We start from the raw sequence: 19,352 nt of genomic DNA, 5'->3' as shown, positions 1-19,352 counted from the left end.
ATGATGAATGTGGGGCATCCTGGCCATTTCCCGCCCGGAACGAGACTAGCCGAAGTTTCGATTTAGCAGGCTTCAATCATCGTGCAAGGCACGTTGCATTCGACTTGAAGCGACAAGATTACGTAAACTTGAAGCGATGACAACGGTGGATCTACCGACCTTGGCCACTTCCAAATCGCCATCGGAGATCAGTTGGTATATTCTTGTTTTGCTCAGTCCTGTCAACCGAACGGCGTCGGAAATTCCGACACTGATCTGCTCCATCCCGGCGGAAGGAGCGCGGGTGTCGAAATCTCGATCCATCATCACTTGCCCTTCTTCTTCTGCTGTTGAAATCCGCGATCCGCGTCCAAAAATGCGCTCAAGATCGCCGGTATGAGTTCCGGCACCGGAACCTGCATCCCATAAGTCGACGCATAGGCGGCCGCGTAATCCTGCAGGCTCTGATGGAGATCCGGCGTCACCAATACTGCAAGCTTCACCGGCGTCTTGTCCGGGAGCTTCGCCAGCTTGATCGTGTTCATCGCCCGTCCTCTCCTCTCCATGGCACCAGGACCAGGTCTCGCCGCACCACAAGCCGTACAGGCGCGCCTGGCCGTATCTCGATGGTGGGCTGAACCTCTAGATTGCGCTGGGTAATCTGATCCCCAGCCCGGGAGACATTGGTCTGGGCGGACTCTCGGATCGCCTGCACCAGATCGCTCTCGCCGGTGATCGATAGCTGTGTGCCGACACCCAGAAGCGTTGCGATTGCCACGCCCTTGAGCAATCTCGCGGTGTGGGTGTTAACCCGATCAGCGAGCCCCGCATATCCAGAGGGATCTGCCGCCGGCATATTGTCTAGCCGCATCGATCTTCCGTCGGGCATCACCAATCGCTGCCAGATGACGAGCGCCCGGCTCTGTCCATAGGCCACCACGCTGTCGTATTTACCGACCAGCCTTGCGCCCTGCGGAATGAGCAGGATTTGGCCGGTGGCACTGTCGAACACATTCTGCGTGACCTGCGCGACAACCATCCCCGGAACATCGGAGTTCACGCCGGTGACCAAGCTAGCGGCAATGACGCTACCGGCCATCAGCATATAGGGGGAAGCTGGAGCCGCCAGACTGTGCGGGTTTACGTCGCCCCGTTCATCAAGCTTCTCGGCAAATTGGCTCTTGCGATCCTCCTCAGTCGAGGTTGAGCCCGCCTGTCCTACGTCGATTGGAGTGTTTGGGACTGTCGGTGAAGCTGTAGCGGCCGCGCCAGCCGAGCGCGGCCCCTGTACGAGGAGCGAGGATTGCCTGGCTGCTTTGAGTTCGGCTGCCTGCCGCTGCCGCGCGTCGGTAATTCCGGGAGCGCCAACCGGCGCCATGCCATCGGCTGCCATTTGTCGCTGCTGCGCGTTCAGGATCGGCCGCCCCAGGTCGCCAGGAAGTGGCGGGCCAAGTTTGGGCACGTCCCCATAGCTTTTGGGCAGCCCAGCCAGCGCATCGTCCGAAGGCTTCCGATCGGGCTGGGACATTGCGCTATCAGTCATAATGTGCCCGGCGATCCGTGGCTTGAGCGCGATCCACGCCACGCCAATCAAAGCGATCGCAGCCAGAGCGGTCCCGCCGATGACCACTTCCTTGCGAAAGCGCGTGACGCGCGGCGTACGAGCGCGAATAGCCAGCGTCTCAGGATCGACCTTCGGCGATGGCGCCGGGCTACTGGTAGCCTCAGCCCCCATCTCGGACGCAATCGCCATGGGGTCCGGAACCTGCAGGGCCTCTGCTTCTCCCAGCTCATCGCTCATCGCCGTGCCCTCCCCTCGCCGCCGCGCGTGATCCGCACGACCTGTTGCTTCTTCGTTCCGAGCCGAAGCTCAGCGACATTGAAGATCCGATCGACCACGTAGAAGCGGCCTTTCATGCGGTAATTCACCAGTTCGGCCGCCCCGTCTGGCCCGATCAGGAACAGAGGCGGGGCTTCATCGACGCCGATCGTGGTGGGGAATTCGATGAAGGTCTGCCGGCCGTCATCGAAGGCACGGACAGGTCGCCAGGCCGGTGTGTCGCCGGTGATTGCGTAACCAAAGTAGAGCTGCTCCACGCCCAGCCCCGCGGCGACCGGCTTCACTGCCTCGGCGGCCGCTTGCGCTGCGTTGACCGCGACCAGTTCGTCGAGCGGATAATTCCATGAGAGCGCAGACATGCCGGCGTCGGGCCGACTGGTGAGGAGCAGATGATAGGTGCGCCGATCGGTGGTGATGACGAGGTTGGTCGCGAGCCCGGTGCTGAACGGTTTCACCAGAACATGCGTGCGCTTGTCCTCGCCGCTCCCGCTCGAAGTATCGCCGATGACCCAGCGCGCGGTGTCGCCGGCAGCGACCGCAATCAGGCCCTCACCCGCCTGCAGCGCGATATCGGTGATCATGCCCGGCTGAGTATAGGCATGGTAGACGGTGCCGTCGGACCAGAGGTAGACCTGCCTCGCGTTGACCCAGGAACTGGGGGACGGCTCGGCGCTGGCGGGCTCCAGCGCACCGGTCAATATTTTCGCGGACGCCGGCGTACCTGCCGAATGGACGCCCACGGCAAAAGCGGCCGCAGCCAGCAGCGAAGTCTTCATGGCAGAACCTCCTTGGCTTTTTCAGGATTGGGATTGGGATCGCGGAGTGCGGGCGTGGCCGGTGCCGCGACTGCGGCGCCGTCTGTGCTCCCGAGCGGAGCAGTGGCGGGCGGTGCCGGCGCCTCCAGCTCACGGCTCCAGTCGATGGCATCGACGTAGATCCCGAGCGGGTTCTTGCGCAGTGTTTCGCTGCCCGGCGGCGCCTGCTGAACGATGGTCAGGATCGCGGTCCAATGACTGGCCCCCGCAGCACTACCGCGCTCGAATGCGTTTTCGATCCACTTGATCTGGAAGCTCTTGTCCGAGGCCCGCACCACGCTGGTGACCTGGACCGAGACAGTCCGCTCTCCGAGCACCGTCAGCGCACCCGAGGCCCGGGCATATTCGCTGAGGAACCGGCTGCCGCGCTGGGTCGAGAAGTCGTAGGCCTCGAGCCAACCCTCACGCATGATGACGGGATCGAGCGAGATGCCGCGCACGTGTCCGATGAACTTGGACAGGGCCCAGGCGATCTGTGGATCCGTGGGCTGATAGCCAGCCTCCGCCTCGCTGACCGCGCGCGGCTCACCCAGCCTGTCGACCGCAACGACATAGGGAACCACCCGGCTCTGCAACGACTGCCAGATGAGGCCTCCTGCCATGCTGCAGGATAGTCCGAGGCAGCCGAAGGCCATGATCCGCCAGCTGCGCGCCTGGACGCGGGCGGAGCCGATCCGCTCGTCCCAAAGCTGTGCGGCGCGTTGGAAGGGCGTCTCGGGAAAGCGCGCGCGCCAGCCGGCAGTCAGTTGCCAGTTCTCGCCCTTGATGTCGTGGATAACGGCGGAACCCGACCAGCCTAGCAGGGTCGGAATGACGAGACCGATGCCCTTGCCCGAACGCGTCGGCGCAAAGGCCATCACATGTTCGGGCCCATCGTGGCGCAAATAGTCGGCGCCGACCCGCCCGAGGAACACGCCCTCGTCGGCCAGAAGCCCCGCCTTTTGGATATCCTTGCGGCTCGCCCAGCGCGCCGATCCGTACGTGGTGACATTTCTGCGCTGGCGCGCGCGCCAGACCGAACCGACGATGGCCGCCGCGCAGCCGACGAGCCCGCTCGATGCCGCAATGCCGCCAGCCTCGTCAAACACGACCGGCGCGTAGGCATCGAACTCGAACCACCAGGGGAAGATCGCCCAGGGCGCATAGATCCTACGGTCCAGCAGCACGAACCAAGGGCTGCCCAGTTCGGGCTGGTAGGCAAGCTGCGCCGCTGCCCACTGGGTTGCCAGCCAGACACCGGCAAGGACGATCGCGAACACGACCATCATCTGTCCGATGAGGAGTTTCGTCGGTGTCATGAAAGCCTCCGCGCGCCGCGGATCACATCCGCTGGCGTCAGGCAGAGAGTCCCGCAAATCGGCGACCGGTCACAGTGCCTGTCTGGTGCACCGAACGGCCTTTCCGCTGCATTTCAGATTGCGGAACACGGCTTTTGGTTATGAGAGCCATGCAAAAGACAGATGAGAACGATCAAATTCAAACCACGTCGGACGGTCCGAAAATCCGCTGATTGATTACTCGATTTAAATCATGACAATGCCGACCTCAGAAGGCATGCGGCACGTCATGACGAGTGATACTCAGAAGCTTACGAAGTACTGGCGCAATTCGCTGGCCATCTGCGCCCTCTTCCGAACTGCCGGCTGAACAGAGCCCTTACGCAGCCAAGGTCCGAGAATATTTGAGGCGGCCTTTCCGAATTTTCTTGGGCAAAACATCCGGTGTTTTTTTGGGCTGCCATGTTCGGATGGCTTCTCATCACGGCGGTCATGACACGGGCCTCAATCAGGGGAACTAAGCGCTTCCTTTGGCTCATTCGGCATCGCTGATCGTTTCGTTTTCCGATGGCTGCACTGTCGGCGTGTCCGGAGTGGCCGGTTTCGGATTAACACTCTGAAAATCCGCCATTCCGCTTTGTTGGGGTTTGCGGGCAACTAAGGGCGAAGCTCCAAATATGCGACGGCCCCCGATACCCTTCGACCTTCCTCGAACATTTGAGCCGTCTTCAACAAGGTCGCTTTGAGAGAGACCGGCAGATTGCTGGCGCCATAGACGACAATGCGGAACGGCGGATCCACTTTGTTGATCTCGCCCGCGAAAATGCTGTCCTCTAAGGCGTCGAGGTTATGTCCATGCCAATCGGGCGCTCCCAGAACGGGCAGCAGCGCCTGATAAAAATCATCCGAGGACTTCCAGGCAGCGGCGTGAAGCTCAAACTCGATCATCGCATCAGGTTAGCTCGATCTGGCGTGCTGACAATCACTGCAATGTCGGCGGGTCCGGAACATCGGGTTTCCGGTTAAAACTCTGAAAATCCGCAATTCCGCTTTGGGGCAAGCGGGCGTTGATGATCACCCATCCCGGTGGCAGTGTGTATCGATGGATCAAAAGACCTTTGTCGATGGACTGAGTGCGGTTGTGCTCGACGGCCTTTCAGCTGAACTTGCTAGTAGCTGGCACAATCCGCCTGGACGGATGCGCTCCGAAACGCGGTCGCGACGCTCCGATTGGCTCAAGGCCATGAGCGCGAATGACCGCGAATTGGTCGAAGCGTTCGGCTCCGAAGCAGCGCGATCTGCGCTATTTGGATTGCTTGCTGTCCTTGACGGCTCTCGCAAGATTGAAGAACCAAACGAGGGTCATTTGGAGCTACGGCACATCCGCGACGGCAACTCGGAAATACTGGCATGCAGTGCACCGGATTCGAACGCTTTACCGTTGCACGAGCTACTGCCTTAGGCCTCCGCCTTGTCGGCGTGTCGGGAACGGCAGGTACCAGATTAAAATCCTGAAAATCGGCCATTCCGCTTTGCCTGGGCGAGCGGACATCGCTGAACTTGCGTTCGGTAATTCAATTTGGGACGACAACACATGCCAATCGCACAGATCGCATGGAGTATGGGCCTGCTCGCTCTGCCGCTGGCAGTGCTATTTGTCTTCATGCGAAAGCGGAGACGCACAATGGATTTTGCCGAAAGCAGAGCTTTCAAAAGCAATCTCCCTTGGTGGGTAAAAAATATTGAAACTCTAATGATGATGTTGTTTGGGTACTTGTGGACGATAGCAGTTCTGAAGCTTTTCGCTCAGTTCACAGGAGGCAATTCGAAAATAATATCGTCCTCGGTCGGGGCGACAGCAGTTTACACTGTCGTTGGATTTGGAGCTATCGTGCTTCCACTTGCCATGCTGTCGGCAAACGTAACAAGCTGGATTGTTCCCTTTCTCCGAAAGGCCAACAATGACGCGTTTCTGGGAACACAAGCTTCTTTCCGATCGATGAACGCAGGGCTCATTAGATTCGCCTCGATATCAGTGCCTTTCGGCATAATGGTAATCTTGATCGCAGCCTTCGAACCGTGGAGCCGCTGATCCCCGCATTGTCGGCGTGTCCGGAACGGCCGGTTTCCGACTAAAACGCTGAAATCCTGCCATTCTGCTTGGTTGGGGGAAGCGGACAAAGCCAGCGCCCCTACAACTCGAGCTATCCGGTGGCGGGCGCAGTCAGCTATTGTTCGGGTTGTCCGAATTTGAAGCGCGCCGTTGCCATAGGCCGTGCGCAAACCCAGCTAAATTTATCAATCCAAGCAATCCGCCCACTGGGACTACCCATGACGGAAGTTCCACGCTCTTGGCGAGGCCAAACATCCACCATCCGAAGAGGACCCAAAAGCCAGCCTGCATGACGAGAATGACTGAGTTCTTCGCGTCTGCACTCACTGATCACACTCCCCCAACGCCGCGACATTTGCGCCGAGGATGACGGTCTTGGGGAATGTGCGCAATGTCGGCGGGTCCGGAATGTCGGGTTTCCCGGGTGGGTTCAACGGGTGGCGGCCGAATGGAGGGCTAGTGCGCGATCAATGCGTGCTTGCCAGTCTTCTGGCTTACCGACGAACACAGATGGTAATTCTGTAAATCCAATTTCGGAGCTTATATGAAAAGTCGACAAAGGTTTCGGTATTTCCCATGCATCATTGTCCTGCGCCATTGGCGACAGAGCACCAGCTATTTCTAGACGAAAACACCTATCCTGTTTGTCAGCAGTGGCCTCCAGTCTAAATTGCGAAACTGCGTGCTGTCCGAAGCCCCCATATTCATAAGCCTCCAACCCATTTTGTTCTTGGAGGTGCCCCACATACGGACCTTCAAAGTTAAACACTGATGTACGGCGCTCTAAGCAACGAAATAAAGCAGTGTTGGGGATCAAGAGCGACATGTGCGCGCCGGATTTGGAAAATTGCGTGCCGTTTGGGAGCAGCCGAGTAATGTAGATGCCAAAACCGAAGAAGCGGATGGAGCCACAGGTATGACTAAGGCCGGGCCGATCCGTGATCGCTACGCTGAGATTTTCCATACGTGTAAAGCACTCCTGCCATGAAGACCTAAGCGACTCAAATCACGTCCGCAATGTTGGCGTGTCCGGAACGGCAGGTACCATATTAAAATCCTGAAAATCCGCCATTCCGAAGCTTTCATTCGTCTCCGGCGTGAACGCCCCACATAATCGACCGCCACGAGCGCCTATTGACATACCTCTGGTAGAAAATAACACCTGCCAAAACCACGATTAGCACCACCATTATGGTGTTGAAGTCGAACCATACACTTGCGACCATAATCATCGCCATCAGCGGAACCCAAAGTGCAAGCCACCGAAGCCAAGCGTTCCTTATCAATGTGCGGCTCTGACGTTCAATGTTCGACATCTAACTCTCCTATTCCGAAGGGCTTGCCGACATTCTCGAGCGTCCGCAATGTTGGCGCGTCCGGAAGGGCAGGTTTCCGGTTAAAACTCTGAAAATCCGCCATTCCGCTTTGTTGGGGGAAGCGGACGCCGACATCAATCGGCCTTCTAAAGGTCGAACATTAGCGATCAAGGATGAGCCGGTTTCCCTCGAGCCTCATGACTAAGACCTTTGCCTTAGCGTCTGCGGAAATTCCCGTAGCGACAGCGATAAATCCAGAGTCGCTAAAGCACCCCATACTAATATTCTCAACCACTTGAAAACCATCGAGCGCTTGATCCACAATAAATCTATCATTGACCGTCAATGTGTATTTATTTGATTTAATTTTATATATCTTCCAGACATATTTATTCTGCTTTATGCTGACCGATGCCTCTCCAATCTTTGGGCACGAAACAGCAGCAGAGCGCAAAGACCAGATTGGTACGATTGGGGTCGCGTGTATATGACCTGGGGGAATTAGAGGCAGCTCGGCAGACGCTTGTGATCCAACGGAAGCAATCATTGCACTGCCTACAGAGGCAAGAGTTACTAATAATTTCATCACTACTCCGCTCGGGAAACCCGTACTCCGAGATGTCTCCAATTTTGACAGCTCCGAACAGACAGCATTCGGGTTAAAATCCTGAAAAGGCGCATTCGATTGATCGAACGGCCGCTCGTGGCATCCGGTTGCGGCGCTTCCATAGTCGGAAATGTCAGGGGGAAGCTGCCCTTTAGCGCGGCCTGCATCAGATCTAGTGGCCGCTACGTCGGCGTGTCCGGAATGGCAGATTTCCGATTAAAACGCTGAAAGCCTGCCATTCAGCTTTGCTGGGGATTCGGGACCGTCCGCTTAATCGCGATCAGTGTGTCATAGCTGCCTACCAGTTTACGGTCTGGCAACACGGCTAAGGCACAAGCTGCTACTATGCGAACGATATTTGTAACCCTAGCTACCCTCGTCCTAGCCGCCTGCGGTACAAAAAGCGCAACCTTTGACAGAATGGCTGACGGTAAGTGGGCCAACAGCCTAAGCGAGTGCGGGAAGCGCTTCACCACTTTCAGTGGCAAGACAATTCGCTGGCACCTGCCAGACGGGACGTTTGATTTTGGCCACATTGCTCTTGTTGGGGATGCTTCCCCGACTGACGTCATCCTAACTGTTGAGCCGTCCGAGGCGATCAAGCAGGCAGCGAAAAAACCGGGCGCCAAGAGCTTACCCCGCGCGATCACGATGGGGTTCAATTTGGAGGGCGATCATCTACAACTTCGGGCGATCCTGGGGGATGGTGATCGGGGTGGCGCGGTCGATGCGGATGCGGTGGAGACGCGCATGTTTAACCTAGTGAGATGTCCCGACTGAACAAGCAGGCCGACAAGTAACAACGGCAGCTAATCGGCGGGAAGCGGGCGGTCCGCTTATGGGGGAGCAAAACCCGATAGCGGCCATTTTCACGGTGACGCCCCCCTTGGAGGTTGCCGGGTACGTTTCCAATCCGGCAGTGTTTTTCGTGCACTAAGAGGGAGGCGGTGCGGCGTCTCATCAGGCTGCAAGACTATGAACGACGATCATGTGATTGCCGTCATGCGTCGTTCTCTCAAGCTACGAAGAACCGGAGCCTGTCAGACTTTCATCAGTTTAGCACCGACTACGCAGGCCATTGCTAGAAAAACTAGACCGGCAATCATCAAGTTGGGATGTGGCTTAACTAGGAGCTGAATAGCAAGCACAAGGCAAGCCACGGCGGCGGCAGCGCAAATTCCGAACATTGCGATCGTGACCCAGTGATACCCTCCAAGCATCAAAAGTAACGCTGTCATGGCGGAACCCGCGGCGTATGTTGCCGCCGCTGTTAACAGAAGAACCACTTCAATTATGGCAAGAAGGCGCATCATAGATGCGGGCATAGTGTGGCGGGGTTAAAATCGTGTACGGTCAGGCAGGTTTCGGATTAAAATACTGCAACTCTGCCATTCCGGTTTGTTTGGGGAAGCGGACCGGCCACCTTATAAGGCAATTGTGAAACGCAACCTCCTCGTCAAAGATGACGGACAATTGGGCACGGAGATTTAGATGGCAGGATCAAGGCCGCGCTTTATCCTACTATGTGTTGCGCAAATTGCTATGTTACTGGCGGGATGTCGGCAATCCCCTGAAAAGCAGAATGAAAGGGCCACTGAACACCACCTTCAGCATAGAGCGGCGTCATTGGCCGGTGACATGCGCTGCATGGCTGACTTGCCGCAGGAAAACCCCGAACAAGCAGCGATGGCGGCCGTCCGCCGTGAAGATACCCGCCTGTTTCGGTATGGCCAGAACGGTTATTCCTATCAAGAACTCGTGGCAGGGTATGAAGAGTGTCGTGGCGACGGTTTGGAAGTGCCCGGTCATTCTCCAACTCGGAATCCTGGCGCGCCATGGTCGGATGAAGACTTTAAACAGGACTCGATTTATCTCAGTGATATTCGCGATAAAACTCACCACCTTAATTGCATGGATTGTGACTATCCTCTGAGCAAATGCGGTACGCAAAAAGTTGCTTATGCAGGGCGCTATAATCGTGAATTGTTCCGCCTAAAGGCAAGAAGACCTCGTCCATACTGTCCCCTTGAGGATCGAACAATTACACGTTCGTCCAAGAGCACGATGCCGCCGTCATCGTCGCAATGAGGGGACGTCTGGTTTGTTGGCGTCTCCGGAATGGTCGGTTTCAGATTAAAACTCTGAAAATCCGCCATTCCCCTTTGTTGGGGAGAGCGGACAATCTAACCCGCCATGGTCCAGCGCCGCACTTTCGGTGGAAAGCAAACCTAGATCGTGTCATTCCGCGCCTCCGAACAAGGGGAAGCTAGTGTGACTAAGAGATCGTTTTTGGCGGGGCTCCTTGGCCTCGTTGGCGTTGGAAGTGTTGAGGCGACGCCGCCGACCAACGCGGGCCTTCCTCCCGTTCCAGCTTGGCATCCCTCGTTCGCTCAACCCATTGAACATGTTGTAGACCGGCTTTCCTATTATACTGATGGAAAGCGCGACTTCGTGGTTTTCAGGAACGGAACATGTGTAGTTTTGGAAGAAGGCACCTCTGATGCGGCCGCGGAAGCGTTTGCCCGCAAAGTCTTAGCCGACATTCTAAGCTACCACCCGGACATGAATCCCAGCCCCATGGACGATGGAAACATTCTTGTCCGTTACAACCATCCCGCCGTGAATGTCGTTATTAGAGAGGTTGTTCGTGAACACCAAAGAGAGGTTGAAGATCGATACTTAGATGGCTTGACGGAAGCAGAGGTTCTGATCACGCCGCTTGGCCCGAACAAGTTTGATGATTTCGGCAAGCAGGCGCTTCTCGGACGTGCATACATGTTTATGGATGCACAGAACCCGGAGATTGTTCGAATCTATCGGCATCACTGATGGCAGCTATGTTGGCGGGTCCGGTCAGGCAGGTTTCGGATTAAAACCCTGCAACTCTGCCATTCCGGTTTGTTGGGGTTGTCTGGCCGTCAGCTTTTATCCTGGCGGTCTGCAAAGCGGACATGGCCAATTGCTTTGCGGGCTATTCCACGAGCGGGATACGGGGCTGTCTAAGCCAGTACGACTCTGTTTCTTGGGAACACCAAAACCCCTCGAACATGCTGGCGATTTTCAGGTCTTGGAACGCCTCTGTTTTTCCAAGAATCAGTGTGTAGAAGCTATCCCAGTGGACCCACGCCAGAAGTGAGTGATCGGGGGCGATCAAGCGTTTCACGCCATATCGTGGAAGTTCAGCCATTTCGTCCCACAATTCACCATGTTCCAACAGACTAATGTCTACTAGGCGCTCGTCATCGCCAAATTCATCTCCCACGATCAACCGGTTATAACCGGCTCGTCTGAAAACGGTGGCGAGGTTGGTTTGCATCAGAGGTTCGAGACGCCCCTGGTTTGGCGGGAATATGCCATGCTGAAAGCAGCATGAGGCGAGCCGATCGGATTTCGCTTCGTCCGCAAGGTCATGTTTGAGGCCGCCGATGCTCGTTCGAAGAGCCTGATCCAATTCGCAATGGTCGGCAAAATCGGCCTGCTGACAGATCGTTCGCCAGCTGACCTGTCGCCCATATCGCTTTGCCGCGCCATCGACCCCTTCGAGATTTATCTCCTTACCAACGCGTCGATTGGCCGCCTCTTCGTCCGCCCACTCCAATAAACCAAGCGCAGCAGGGGCCTCTGAACCTGAAAGGACAAGCGTCCCGTGTTCGCACGTCTTAGGGTCTAGCCCTTCTATAGTGAAAAATGGATGGAGGGCCACAAAGCCATGTGCGTATGCGCCACTAAACCAAGGTAAGATTGGAGTGTCGTCCGGTGGTCCGAACTTATCACGATCATGCATATCCATGCCTCGCTCTAATTGCAAACCACTGCAATGTCAGCTTCCGAGCTAGGGCGCCTCTAGGACGAACTGCAACATTGATGGCGGCTTGCAGGGCGGCAGCCGACAGACTGCTAGGCCGGTGATGCGCAAGTTGAGGGAATTTTCGGAGGTGCCATCCGACCGAACCCGATCGGCATAGGGAACCACGTATCCCGCATCTTCTCGCCGGGCGCTGCTACCGGCCAATGCAACTGACGCACCCAAGCGATCATATCATTATCTGCCTGCCTGTCCCCGGTGCTCGTCAAAATGTAAGCTCCATTGACGTCACCTTGCTTAGATATGCTGATGCACACTGCACCGGAAGCATTCAGCAAGGTCGATGGAACCGGTGGCAACTCTTGCGCATCTGCAATGCCTGCCATGGCGATTGCGAAAGAAATAGAAAAGGCTGCAGCACGTATGACCATCTTCGGGATGATCGCATGATAATATGAACTACCGCAATGTTGGCGTGTCCGGAACGGCAGTTTTCCGATTAAAACGCTGAAATCCTGCCATTCTGCTTGGTTGGGGCTAGCTGCCGCTCTTCCGCATGAACGAAAACGCTTTGCCACTGCCATCGTCGAGCAACTCTATTCGGTGCGGTTGGGTGGGATCGTCGAGCGCCAATTTTAGGGCAAACGCGCCTGGCTTAAGGACAAAGCCTGCGGCCGAAGCTCCGACAAAGGTCTTTGGCAGTACATACGGGCCTGTCTTATCCTGTTCGATTACGTATTCAATTCGTTGATTTGCCACAGTCATTGTGCCGTCGTTGAGGACGATCGTGCCACAGCAGTTGTTCGCATATACTCCGTTTGCTACGTTAACCTGCAAACGCGGCTCACCAACCAGCGTGATGTAGGTCCACACACATAGGACGGTGATAAGGCCGGTGATCCCGACAAGTTTATTCGCGCTCATAGTGGCTATTTGAACCGGGCTGCGAATGTCCGCAACGTCGGCGGCACCGGCCCTCTCCTCCACCCTACCGCCCGCAGGATACTACCAATGGGTGGTAGGCCCCCTCAGCGAAAAGGTCTCCCGGACCTTTTCGTGTTCTTCGGAACGGGAGAGGGCCGGTGCAGCAAAATTCGCATTTCGCGAATTTTCAAACGGTCTCTCAGCAGGCCGCCTTCGCCGGCTTGGGCGGCAATGTCAGCCTGGCCGGATGGTCGTAGAACGCGTCCGCCGCAATCCGGTGGCTGGGCGAATAGACTTCCGCCAGCACGGCATAGAGCAGCGGATCATAGTCCTGCAGGTCGGCCGACGCGACGATGACCCTGCCGTCGGTGCGATAGGCCTTGTTGGAATTGAACCAGAACTGCGTTCCTTCGGCCCAGTATTCCTGCACCGTGACGGAGGCGTAGTCGTCCTTCCACAAGCCATGGTCCTGCGCATGGCGATAGGCAGCCTCAACCCGCGCATAGAGCGGCGGATCGACGTGCTCGATCGCGGAAAGTATGTTGTGCGAGAACTCGTGAACCAGGATGTTCTCGCCGAAATAGCGCGTTCCCGGCACCGCCAGCAGGTTCTCGGCCGCGCCGGTGGTATAAAGCCCGCCCATTCCGCGTGCCCGGCTATTCCAGTATTCGGCGTCCGTCATGGCGGCGATCCGTGCGTAGTTCTGTCGCTCGCAGGGGGTAAGCCGTTCGTCGTCGATGGCCGGCTTCTTCCAGTCCCGCTGCTCGGGCAGGTCCATCGTGCCTTCGTCGATCGCCATCACGCCGACGCGCGCGCCGCTGCGGACCAGTTCGCGGCGGATGTCCGGACGTTCGTTGGTTTCGGCCAGCACGATGTCGCGCGCGATCAGCAAGGCCTTGTCAGGCACTTTCGCGGAGGAGACGACCGGGATGCCCCCGGCGTCGACAAACTTGCGATAGAACGGATCGAGCCCCAGCGAAGCCGGAACCGGGCCGACCGCTTCGCCGCGAACCGCGTCGCCGGTTTCGGCCGGAGCGGCGGCTGTGCACAGAACCCAGATGGAAAGCGCCAGGGCAAGCTGCCGCGCGGGCTTGACGGTCATGAGGGGAACTCTCGATGAAAGCAGAGCCCCGGACCCGACAAGGCGGATCCGGGGCTAGATCGATGCTTCCGACCGCGATCAGCGGTGGAAGCGCAGGCTGAGGAAGAAGGTGCGCCCGATCACGTCGTAAACGCCGGACTGATAGCTCAGCTCGAAGTTCGCGCCGCCGGCTTCCGCGCCCGGAATGCGCGGCGGCTTGCGGTCGAACGCGTTGTTGAGGCCGCCCGACAGTTCCAGGAAGTCGGTCAGCGGGACGGAGGCCGAGAAGTCGTTGTAGAAGACGTTCGGCGTCCAGACCTTGCTGTACTTGTCGGCGGTGATCGAAGTGCTGGCCTTCATCGGCGAGAAGTGGCGCAGCGTCCACGTGAAGTTGAACCCTTCACGCGAATAGTTCGTGCGGACCACGCCCTTCCACTTGGGCGAGCCGAACACGCCGGCATATTCGGTGATCGAGTTCGGATCGGTGGGATCCAGCGTGTAGCGGCGGTTGAGCAGGCGCGTGTAGTTCGCGTCGATGGACAGCGTGCCCGCATTGGCGCCAAGGCCGATGCGTTCCAGCGGCAACGCGTAGCCCAGGCCGAAGTCGATGCCGCGCGTCAGGTATTGCGCCAAGTTCAGCTTCTGCGTGTTCACCGATTCCAGATTGCCATTGGCATCGCGCTGGATCAGCGGGCAGAAGATGTTGTCCAGCGTCGGCTGGTCCACGCACTTCTCGATCAACGTCTGCGCGCCGAAGGCGTCGATCGCGTTGCGCAGGTCGATATTGTAGTAGTCGACCGTGAACGAGAAGCCCGGGATGAAGCGTGGCTGCAGCACCGCGCCCACCGTCAGCGTCTTGGCGGTTTCCGGCTTCAGGTCGAGGTTGCCGCTCGAAATGATGTCGCGATAGAGCCAGTAGCTGGCGGTATCGGCCGGGTTGATCGCCGCGCAGTTGGCGGCCGTGTACTGGGTGCGCGTCGCGCGGTTCGCCAGATTGTAGGCGTTGCACGGGTCGGTGATCCACAGGCCCGAGATGCTGTTGGCGGTATAAAGCTCGCCGATGTTCGGTGCGCGCACCGCCTGGCCATATGTGGCGCGGAAGCGGATGTCGCGAATGGGGGCCCATTCGCCGCCGAACTTCCAGGTCGTGGTCGATCCGGCCGTGCTGTAGTCCGACAGACGTAGCGCGCCGTCGACCGACAGCGTTTCGAAGAACGGCACGGCCTTCAGGATCGGCACGTGGAGTTCGCCGTAGACTTCCTTGACCGAGTACTTGCCCACCAGCGTGCCGGCGGTGGTGCCGATCGAGGGATCGTAGAGCGGGCTGTCGGGATTGTATTCGGGGATCGCGCCGATGTCGTTGCGTTCCTTGCGGTATTCCGCGCCCAGCACCATCTGCACCGCGCCGCCCGGCAGATCGAACAGCCCGCCCGAGACGTAGCCCGAAAGCACCTGCTGGGTCAGCGTCGATTTCGACCAGTGCGAGGGATAGGTCACGTAGTCGATCATTTCCGGGGTCAGCGTGACCAGCGGATTGATCGGCACGCAGCCGTTGCCCGGATCGTCCAGCGTGCTGCGGCAGATCGCATTGCCGTTGGCGTCGGTCGTGCTGTCCAGCCCCATGTACCAGCGGTCGTAGGCGGTGGAATTCACGTCGCGCACGCGCTGCGTGGTCTTGCCGTAAGAGTAGTAGGTCGAATAGTTCCACGGCTTGTTGAACAGCGTGAAATCGCCGTCGGCGCCGGCCACGGCCTGGAACAGCGTGCGGTCGTAATCGGTGCGCGGCGCCGGCAGTTCCATGAAACGGCGGGCGAACTGGACGCCGCCGTCGGGCACGGTGCCGCCGCTGGCCGCGCGGATCGCGTCGGTGATGTAGGGGCTGTCCGCCGGCACGACATCGGTGCCGAAGGCGGTCATCTGCAGGAAGCCCGCCTGCGACGTGTTGTGCGCGTACGTCGCGTTGGCATAGAGCTTGAGCGCGTCGCTCACCTCGAAACTGGCCGAGGCGCGGGTGTTGATGCGCTGCGAGGGGACGGAGAGGAACCAGCCGTCGTAGCGGCCATTGTACTCGCCGCCGTCGGTCAGCAAGGTGCCGAGCGGATCGGTGGCGGTATTGAGATTGGTGGGCACGGCGTTGACGAAGCCGCCGGGGCCAAGGATCGGATCGCGCAGCGCGCCGGTGGTGCGATCGACCGAGTAGAGCTTGCCGCCCAGCACCAGCTGCGCCGAGTCCGACGAGTTGATGTTGCGGACGTGGTCCTGAATGAAATAGGGCGTCGAACTGCTGGTGCGCGCATAGATCGGATAGCCGTCCGCCGTCCACGGGCGGTCCGAACCGCTGACGGTGCCGGGCGTGTTCTCGAAGAAGCCGTAGACGGTCACATTGCCGCGATTGTCCGCGAAATTGGCGCCGGCGAGAAGGTCGAAGCCGTACGTATCCATGTCGCCGCGCGTCGATGCGCTGTAGCGGGTATTCGCCTCGATCCCCGAAAAGTCTTTCTTGAGGATGAAGTTGGCGACGCCGGCCACGGCATCCGCGCCGTAAAGCGCCGAAGCGCCGCCGGTGATCACTTCCACCCGCTGGACGAGGCTGGAGGGAATGTTGCTGAGGTCAACCGCCGATGTGCCCGGAATGGCCGCGACCTGGCGGCGACCGTCGACGAGGACCAGCGTCCGCTGCGTGCCCATGCCGCGCAAGTCGAGTGCGTTGACGCCGGCATTGCCGGCCAGGTTGCTGGTCTGGTTGGTCTGGGTGATGGAAAGCGCGGGCAGCTGGTTGACGACGTCCGCGATGTTCTGCGTGCCGGCGGCCTTGATCTGACCGGCATCGACCACGGCGATCGGCGCGGGGCTGTCAGTGGCGGCGCGGCGGATGCGCGAACCGGTGACGACGATGTCGTCGGCCTTCGCTGCAGCGGGGGTTTCGTCCGCATCGGCGGGACGTGTCTGGGCGAATGCTGCCGAACTGATGCCGAAACTGCCCAGCATCAGCAGAGTCCGCAGCCGCGCTGCGGAGGACCTCTGATAAGCCATTGATAATGCTCCCTGTTCCACGCGCCTCTCCGCGTAGTACACGGTATACGATATCTTAAATCACAATGTGTCAAGCATGTTTCGCGCTTGCAGCGATCGTGTCGATGTTGTGCAAAGGATTGCAATCTTGTTGCGCGGGTATGGGATCGCCTTGGCGGGGGCGTAAGAGTCTGCTTGGAAAATCAGGGGTGAGCGTTTCGGCGTAGGAGATTCCCGCCCATGGCGACGAGGATCATGGCCTGCGAGACGTCGATGCGCTTCTCGTAATCACGGACCAATCGGCGCCATCGGATCATCCAGCCAAAGGTCCGCTCAACGACCCATCGCCGGGGCAGGACCTTGAAGCCCCGCTGCTGATCGCTGCGCCGGATTACCTCGACGACGAAATCCAGATAGCTGGCCTTGTCCATGAGTTTCAGGCGGTCATAGGCGCCATCGGCGAAGAGATGTTTGATCCAGGGCCAGCGTTTGCGGATTCCATCCAGGATAGTCTGGGCACCCGCGCTGTCCGAGATGTCTGCAGTGGTCAGGTTGACCATTAGCAACCGTCCATCGGTATCGACGGCTATGTGTCGTTTGCGTCCGACAACCTTCTTGCCTGCGTCGAACCCACGCTTTTCTGCCGATGGTGCTTTGACCGACTGGCTGTCGATCACTGCTGCGCTCGGACTGGCCTCCCGCCCCTGGCGCTCGCGATCGAGCATCAGTTCGATGTCGTGGATTGTCTGGAACAGGAACCTGCGAGCCAATTCCCGGAACCAGCCATAGACAGTCTGCCATGCCCCGAAGTGGATCGGCAGCATTCGCCAGCCACAGCCCGAACGAACAAGGTAGCGCACGGCGTTGATCACCTCGCGAAAATCCACTTCGCGTGGACGTCCCCGGCGGCCCGGCCTGGGCATCAGGGGCGCTAGGCGATCCCATTTCCTCATCGGTCAGATCACTGGGATAATGCTTCGTCTTCTTGGCAATCTGGGCCATTCGCCCTCGGCTATGCTGGGTCCACATGCGCAGCCTGAATCAGACACAGATCCACTCGGCAACCCCTGTCACCGATTTTCCAAACAGCCACTAAGGTCGAAGCTCCAAATATGCGTCAGCCCCCGATACCCTTCGACCTTCCTCGAATATTTGAGCCGTCTTCAACAAGGTCGCTTTGAGAGAGACCGGCAGATTGCTGGCACCATCGACGACAATGCGGAACGGCGGATCCACTTTGTTGATCTCGCCCGCGAAAATGCTGTCCTCTAAGGCGTCGAGGTTATGTCCATGCCAATCGGGCGCTCCCAGAACGGGCAGCAGCGCCTGATAAAAATCATCCGAGGACTTCCAGGCAGCGGCGTGAAGCTCAAACTCGATCATCGCATCAGGTTAGCTCGATCTGGCGCGCTGACAATGACTGCAATGTTGGCGTGTCCGGTCAGGCAGGTTTCGGGCTAAAACCCTGCAACTTTGCCATTCCGGCTTGTTGGGGGGAAGCGGCGTGACCGCTTTTCGCGAATGGCTTAGTGCGCGCAGTTTGGGCATCGCGATGCGTCAGCCCAAGCTTTTCACTTTTCGCTAAGGTGAATCTGAGATGCCCTTTTTCTGATCGGGAAAGAACGAGGGAATCCATGCTCACCTTGATGCGCCGAGTTATGGGCCTTGTCATGACACTGGTATCGTTAGCGTGCCTGGCATCACTCCCGCCCTTGGGCGTGGTATTGCTGTGCATGGGACCCACAGCCACTCATGTCGATCCGATTTCCCTGATTCCTAAGCTTATAATTTTGGCCATTATGGGATTAATTGTGGTCCTTAGCGCGTGGGCGGCGCTGGCGCTGCTCGGCAGACCAATCCGAAGGGAGGCTTTGGAGCGAACACCTTCACCCGCCCGTCCGGCCAATCCTACTTTCTACACGAAAGAGAACACTCAATCGATAAAGGCCACCGCATCATGGCTTGATGACTGGCGGGTTCGATGGTTGGCCGCACCCCTCGCCATGGGAATATTCACGGCGCTGGCGTTGAACTCGACGCAAAAGCAAGAATTTTACAAAGCGGCACAGGCTGCTCCTACCCAGAGCTTTTCTGGTAGTATGTCTTACGTCGGAATTGGCCGAATTCAGCCATCGATTTTGACTAAAAAAGGCGCCGTCACCATCAGCTGCGATATAGGTAAAGACCGGAGTTGGTGCCTACCTGCCCTCGATGCACAAAAGAGACTCAATGGAACGGTAAATACCTTTTCCTACAAAGGACGATATTACATTAAATCCGTTAAACTAAATGATGGCTCAGAAGTTTTGTCTTGGCAAAATCAAAACCGGAGGCTCTATAAAAAAGCCCAATTTGAACACGATCACGGCTTCTGGACCCACTTTATTCTGGGCGCACTCTTCGCACTTGGACTGGTCGCATTACACAGCCCATTACGCAATTTTATCGAGAGAATTATGAGTGTACCTCCACAGGCCATCTCATAAGTCGCGCCACAAGATACGTTGAAATCGGCAGCGGTGTTGGCGAATCCGGAACGACGCCTTCCAGATTAAAATGTTGAAATGCTGCCGTTCGCTCGCG

Annotated in this window: 22 protein-coding genes and 1 pseudogene; 7 read left to right on the top strand and 16 right to left on the bottom strand. The window is 58.1% G+C overall.

The window, feature by feature from the left end; translation table 11 throughout:
* Window positions 1-72: 72 nt before the first annotated feature.
* From AC1VVM_RS25265 to AC1VVM_RS25235, 7 genes and pseudogenes are all read right to left on the bottom strand, one after another.
* Window positions 73-306 (bottom strand): helix-turn-helix domain-containing protein, encoded by a 234-nt coding sequence (locus AC1VVM_RS25265; protein WP_482956919.1) that lies wholly within the window; start codon window positions 304-306, stop codon window positions 73-75.
* Complete coding sequence (locus AC1VVM_RS25260) at window positions 306-524, bottom strand: DUF2274 domain-containing protein (protein WP_482906462.1); 219 nt, start codon at window positions 522-524, stop codon at window positions 306-308. The genes AC1VVM_RS25265 and AC1VVM_RS25260 overlap by 1 nt, the downstream gene beginning before the upstream one ends.
* Window positions 521-1,780 carry a TraB/TrbI/VirB10 family type IV secretion system protein gene (locus AC1VVM_RS25255; RefSeq protein ID WP_482906461.1) on the bottom strand — a complete coding sequence of 420 codons (1,260 nt, stop codon included), beginning with the start codon at window positions 1,778-1,780 and terminating at the stop codon, window positions 521-523. Before AC1VVM_RS25255 ends, AC1VVM_RS25260 begins: the two co-directional genes overlap by 4 nt.
* Window positions 1,777-2,595 carry a P-type conjugative transfer protein TrbG gene (gene trbG / locus AC1VVM_RS25250; RefSeq protein ID WP_482906460.1) on the bottom strand — a complete coding sequence of 273 codons (819 nt, stop codon included), beginning with the start codon at window positions 2,593-2,595 and terminating at the stop codon, window positions 1,777-1,779. The genes AC1VVM_RS25255 and trbG overlap by 4 nt, the downstream gene beginning before the upstream one ends.
* On the bottom strand, window positions 2,592-3,380 hold the full coding sequence (trbF, locus tag AC1VVM_RS25245) for a conjugal transfer protein TrbF (RefSeq protein ID WP_482957376.1): 789 nt from the start codon (window positions 3,378-3,380) through the stop codon (window positions 2,592-2,594). The genes trbG and trbF overlap by 4 nt, the downstream gene beginning before the upstream one ends.
* Window positions 3,354-3,932: pseudogene (locus AC1VVM_RS25240) on the bottom strand (type IV secretory system conjugative DNA transfer family protein); the annotation flags it as partial. The pseudogene AC1VVM_RS25240 and the gene trbF, both read right to left, overlap by 27 nt.
* Window positions 3,933-4,568: 636 nt before the next feature.
* Window positions 4,569-4,859 carry a barstar family protein gene (locus AC1VVM_RS25235; protein WP_482956918.1) on the bottom strand — a complete coding sequence of 97 codons (291 nt, stop codon included), beginning with the start codon at window positions 4,857-4,859 and terminating at the stop codon, window positions 4,569-4,571.
* A gap of 154 nt (window positions 4,860-5,013) precedes the next feature.
* Between AC1VVM_RS25235 and AC1VVM_RS25230 the strand changes: the two genes are divergently transcribed.
* Together AC1VVM_RS25230 and AC1VVM_RS25225 are read left to right on the top strand one after the other, a co-directional pair.
* On the top strand, window positions 5,014-5,373 hold the full coding sequence (locus AC1VVM_RS25230; RefSeq protein WP_482956917.1) for a hypothetical protein: 360 nt from the start codon (window positions 5,014-5,016) through the stop codon (window positions 5,371-5,373).
* A 222-nt stretch (window positions 5,374-5,595) separates the two neighbouring features.
* A complete protein-coding gene (locus AC1VVM_RS25225) occupies window positions 5,596-6,003 on the top strand; it encodes a hypothetical protein (RefSeq protein ID WP_482956916.1) in 408 nt (135 codons plus the stop codon).
* A 451-nt stretch (window positions 6,004-6,454) separates the two neighbouring features.
* Here the strand turns inward: AC1VVM_RS25225 and AC1VVM_RS25220 are convergent, their stop codons facing one another.
* Both AC1VVM_RS25220 and AC1VVM_RS25215 read right to left on the bottom strand, forming a co-directional pair.
* Window positions 6,455-6,988 carry a hypothetical protein gene (locus AC1VVM_RS25220; RefSeq protein ID WP_482956915.1) on the bottom strand — a complete coding sequence of 178 codons (534 nt, stop codon included), beginning with the start codon at window positions 6,986-6,988 and terminating at the stop codon, window positions 6,455-6,457.
* A gap of 512 nt (window positions 6,989-7,500) precedes the next feature.
* Window positions 7,501-7,926, bottom strand: a complete 426-nt coding sequence (locus AC1VVM_RS25215) for a hypothetical protein (RefSeq protein WP_482956914.1) — start codon at window positions 7,924-7,926, stop codon at window positions 7,501-7,503.
* Window positions 7,927-8,367: 441 nt separating this feature from the next.
* Here AC1VVM_RS25215 and AC1VVM_RS25210 point away from each other — a divergent pair, with 441 nt between their 5' ends.
* Window positions 8,368-8,727 carry a hypothetical protein gene (locus AC1VVM_RS25210; RefSeq protein ID WP_482956913.1) on the top strand — a complete coding sequence of 120 codons (360 nt, stop codon included), beginning with the start codon at window positions 8,368-8,370 and terminating at the stop codon, window positions 8,725-8,727.
* A gap of 260 nt (window positions 8,728-8,987) precedes the next feature.
* Here AC1VVM_RS25210 and AC1VVM_RS25205 read toward each other — a convergent pair whose 3' ends face one another.
* Window positions 8,988-9,260, bottom strand: a complete 273-nt coding sequence (locus tag AC1VVM_RS25205; protein WP_482956912.1) for a hypothetical protein — start codon at window positions 9,258-9,260, stop codon at window positions 8,988-8,990.
* Between the two features lie 334 nt (window positions 9,261-9,594).
* Here AC1VVM_RS25205 and AC1VVM_RS25200 point away from each other — a divergent pair, with 334 nt between their 5' ends.
* Window positions 9,595-10,035 (top strand): hypothetical protein, encoded by a 441-nt coding sequence (locus AC1VVM_RS25200; RefSeq protein ID WP_482956911.1) that lies wholly within the window; start codon window positions 9,595-9,597, stop codon window positions 10,033-10,035.
* Between the two features lie 183 nt (window positions 10,036-10,218).
* Entirely contained in the window at window positions 10,219-10,776 is a 558-nt protein-coding gene (locus tag AC1VVM_RS25195) for a hypothetical protein (RefSeq protein ID WP_482956910.1), read from the top strand.
* Between the two features lie 142 nt (window positions 10,777-10,918).
* Here the strand turns inward: AC1VVM_RS25195 and AC1VVM_RS25190 are convergent, their stop codons facing one another.
* On the bottom strand, window positions 10,919-11,737 hold the full coding sequence (locus AC1VVM_RS25190; RefSeq protein ID WP_482956909.1) for a DUF2711 family protein: 819 nt from the start codon (window positions 11,735-11,737) through the stop codon (window positions 10,919-10,921).
* A gap of 324 nt (window positions 11,738-12,061) precedes the next feature.
* Between AC1VVM_RS25190 and AC1VVM_RS25185 the strand changes: the two genes are divergently transcribed.
* Window positions 12,062-12,202 carry a hypothetical protein gene (locus AC1VVM_RS25185; protein WP_482956908.1) on the top strand — a complete coding sequence of 47 codons (141 nt, stop codon included), beginning with the start codon at window positions 12,062-12,064 and terminating at the stop codon, window positions 12,200-12,202.
* Window positions 12,203-12,289: 87 nt separating this feature from the next.
* Here the strand turns inward: AC1VVM_RS25185 and AC1VVM_RS25180 are convergent, their stop codons facing one another.
* The 5 genes from AC1VVM_RS25180 to AC1VVM_RS25160 form a co-directional block, all read right to left on the bottom strand.
* Window positions 12,290-12,676 (bottom strand): hypothetical protein, encoded by a 387-nt coding sequence (locus AC1VVM_RS25180; protein WP_482956907.1) that lies wholly within the window; start codon window positions 12,674-12,676, stop codon window positions 12,290-12,292.
* Window positions 12,677-12,875: 199 nt separating this feature from the next.
* Entirely contained in the window at window positions 12,876-13,778 is a 903-nt protein-coding gene (locus tag AC1VVM_RS25175; protein WP_482956906.1) for a glycoside hydrolase, read from the bottom strand.
* 78 nt (window positions 13,779-13,856) lie between these two features.
* Entirely contained in the window at window positions 13,857-16,790 is a 2,934-nt protein-coding gene (locus tag AC1VVM_RS25170) for a TonB-dependent receptor plug domain-containing protein (protein ID WP_482956905.1), read from the bottom strand.
* A gap of 182 nt (window positions 16,791-16,972) precedes the next feature.
* Window positions 16,973-17,798 (bottom strand): IS5 family transposase gene (locus AC1VVM_RS25165; protein ID WP_482956904.1). Its coding sequence is split into 2 segments (ribosomal slippage): window positions 16,973-17,713 and window positions 17,715-17,798, totalling 825 coding nucleotides; the frame shifts between segments, so codons are not numbered across the junction.
* 63 nt (window positions 17,799-17,861) lie between these two features.
* The gene (locus AC1VVM_RS25160) at window positions 17,862-18,152 is read right to left on the bottom strand and encodes a barstar family protein (RefSeq protein ID WP_482906436.1); all 291 of its coding nucleotides are present in this window, start codon (window positions 18,150-18,152) and stop codon (window positions 17,862-17,864) included.
* Between the two features lie 251 nt (window positions 18,153-18,403).
* Between AC1VVM_RS25160 and AC1VVM_RS25155 the strand changes: the two genes are divergently transcribed.
* A complete protein-coding gene (locus AC1VVM_RS25155) occupies window positions 18,404-19,255 on the top strand; it encodes a hypothetical protein (protein WP_482906435.1) in 852 nt (283 codons plus the stop codon).
* The last annotated feature ends 97 nt before the right edge of the window (window positions 19,256-19,352 follow it).

It is taken from the genome of Novosphingobium sp. BL-S-33 (assembly GCF_056857025.1).
This window is presented reverse-complemented; position numbering and strand designations above follow the sequence as displayed.

What these genes read in the sequence shown, in the direction of transcription:
- AC1VVM_RS25265 (WP_482956919.1), bottom strand. Translation starts at nt 306, where the DNA reads ATGATGGATCGAGATTTCGACACCCGCGCTCCTTCCGCCGGGATGGAG.
- AC1VVM_RS25260 (WP_482906462.1), bottom strand. Translation starts at nt 524, where the DNA reads ATGAACACGATCAAGCTGGCGAAGCTCCCGGACAAGACGCCGGTGAAG.
- AC1VVM_RS25255 (WP_482906461.1), bottom strand. Translation starts at nt 1,780, where the DNA reads ATGAGCGATGAGCTGGGAGAAGCAGAGGCCCTGCAGGTTCCGGACCCC.
- trbG (WP_482906460.1), bottom strand. Translation starts at nt 2,595, where the DNA reads ATGAAGACTTCGCTGCTGGCTGCGGCCGCTTTTGCCGTGGGCGTCCAT.
- AC1VVM_RS25235 (WP_482956918.1), bottom strand. Translation starts at nt 4,859, where the DNA reads ATGATCGAGTTTGAGCTTCACGCCGCTGCCTGGAAGTCCTCGGATGAT.
- AC1VVM_RS25230 (WP_482956917.1), top strand. Translation starts at nt 5,014, where the DNA reads ATGGATCAAAAGACCTTTGTCGATGGACTGAGTGCGGTTGTGCTCGAC.
- AC1VVM_RS25225 (WP_482956916.1), top strand. Translation starts at nt 5,596, where the DNA reads ATGGATTTTGCCGAAAGCAGAGCTTTCAAAAGCAATCTCCCTTGGTGG.
- AC1VVM_RS25220 (WP_482956915.1), bottom strand. Translation starts at nt 6,988, where the DNA reads ATGGAAAATCTCAGCGTAGCGATCACGGATCGGCCCGGCCTTAGTCAT.
- AC1VVM_RS25215 (WP_482956914.1), bottom strand. Translation starts at nt 7,926, where the DNA reads ATGAAATTATTAGTAACTCTTGCCTCTGTAGGCAGTGCAATGATTGCT.
- AC1VVM_RS25210 (WP_482956913.1), top strand. Translation starts at nt 8,368, where the DNA reads ATGGCTGACGGTAAGTGGGCCAACAGCCTAAGCGAGTGCGGGAAGCGC.
- AC1VVM_RS25205 (WP_482956912.1), bottom strand. Translation starts at nt 9,260, where the DNA reads ATGATGCGCCTTCTTGCCATAATTGAAGTGGTTCTTCTGTTAACAGCG.
- AC1VVM_RS25200 (WP_482956911.1), top strand. Translation starts at nt 9,595, where the DNA reads ATGGCTGACTTGCCGCAGGAAAACCCCGAACAAGCAGCGATGGCGGCC.
- AC1VVM_RS25190 (WP_482956909.1), bottom strand. Translation starts at nt 11,737, where the DNA reads ATGGATATGCATGATCGTGATAAGTTCGGACCACCGGACGACACTCCA.
- AC1VVM_RS25185 (WP_482956908.1), top strand. Translation starts at nt 12,062, where the DNA reads ATGCACACTGCACCGGAAGCATTCAGCAAGGTCGATGGAACCGGTGGC.
- AC1VVM_RS25180 (WP_482956907.1), bottom strand. Translation starts at nt 12,676, where the DNA reads ATGAGCGCGAATAAACTTGTCGGGATCACCGGCCTTATCACCGTCCTA.
- AC1VVM_RS25175 (WP_482956906.1), bottom strand. Translation starts at nt 13,778, where the DNA reads ATGACCGTCAAGCCCGCGCGGCAGCTTGCCCTGGCGCTTTCCATCTGG.
- AC1VVM_RS25170 (WP_482956905.1), bottom strand. Translation starts at nt 16,790, where the DNA reads ATGGCTTATCAGAGGTCCTCCGCAGCGCGGCTGCGGACTCTGCTGATG.
- AC1VVM_RS25160 (WP_482906436.1), bottom strand. Translation starts at nt 18,152, where the DNA reads ATGATCGAGTTTGAGCTTCACGCCGCTGCCTGGAAGTCCTCGGATGAT.
- AC1VVM_RS25155 (WP_482906435.1), top strand. Translation starts at nt 18,404, where the DNA reads ATGCTCACCTTGATGCGCCGAGTTATGGGCCTTGTCATGACACTGGTA.